At 64.3% G+C, this 887-nt stretch carries 1 protein-coding gene; it reads right to left on the bottom strand.

The genetic code is table 11. The features are described from left to right. Positions 1 to 769: IS110 family RNA-guided transposase (locus tag ABWV23_RS22340; protein WP_353351910.1), on the bottom strand; the 769-nt coding region annotated here is incomplete at its 3' end. Positions 770 to 887 lie beyond the last annotated feature (118 nt).

Below are 887 nucleotides of genomic sequence, written 5' to 3'. Positions count from 1 at the left end.
CCATCAATTGACGCGGATTGTCGAACCGTCGGAAATCCCCGACCTCGGCCACCACCGTTACGGCGACGATGAAGGCCACGCCCCTCATCGCCTGAACCGCCTCGACCACCGGCGCCAACGACCAGCTCGGGAGCTGGCCGGCGATCTGGCTTGTAAGCCTCTCGACCCGGGCTTCGGCGTCGGCGACGGTATCGATATAGTCCTGGAACACGATCTGCTGCGCCGGGTACTGGAACCGCACCGTCGTCAGCCAACGCCGGTATGCCACCGTCCAGCCTTTCTTGCCGGGATAGATGCAACCATGCCTCAGCAGAAACCCCTGCAGATGCTGCCGCGCCTTGCCCAGAACCCGCATCGCGGTTGCCCGTGCCCGAACCAGGTCGCGCATCGCCTCATGCGCCGCGTCCGGCACCCACACCGTTGTCAACTCGCCAGCCCGGTGCAGCTTCGCCAGCATGACCGCATCGCGCCGATCCGTCTTTACCCGGTCGCCCGCCTTCACCGGAATGAGCGAGGGCGCCACGACGATGCAATCATGCCCCAGCTCGACAAGCTGGCGGTGCAGGCCGTAGCCGCATGGTCCGGCTTCATAGCAGAAATACAGACGACTTCCGCCGGCGCCAAGCTTCTCCACCAGCTTGCGTACATGATCCGGGCGGTGCGGAATCGTGCCCCAGTGACGGACCTCTCCGCCACGCTCGCTCTGTGCAACCGCGACCGAAATCGTCGCCTTATGGACATCCAGCCCGATGAACATGCTACCCTGCATATGGTCTCTCCCCCATTCTTGAGGCTCGGCGCCAGCCAACCTAGCGCAACCCTCGAACGGAGAATGCCGCGGGAGAGGCCACCGAGCCAGTCAACTCACCCCGCGATCATCAGGTCTA

Source organism: Aquicoccus sp. SU-CL01552 (genome assembly GCF_040365005.1).
In the GTDB taxonomy this organism is placed as follows: domain Bacteria; phylum Pseudomonadota; class Alphaproteobacteria; order Rhodobacterales; family Rhodobacteraceae; genus Antarcticimicrobium.
The sequence above is the reverse complement of the archived record's forward strand: the minus strand, read 5'-3'. Positions and strand labels throughout refer to the sequence as shown.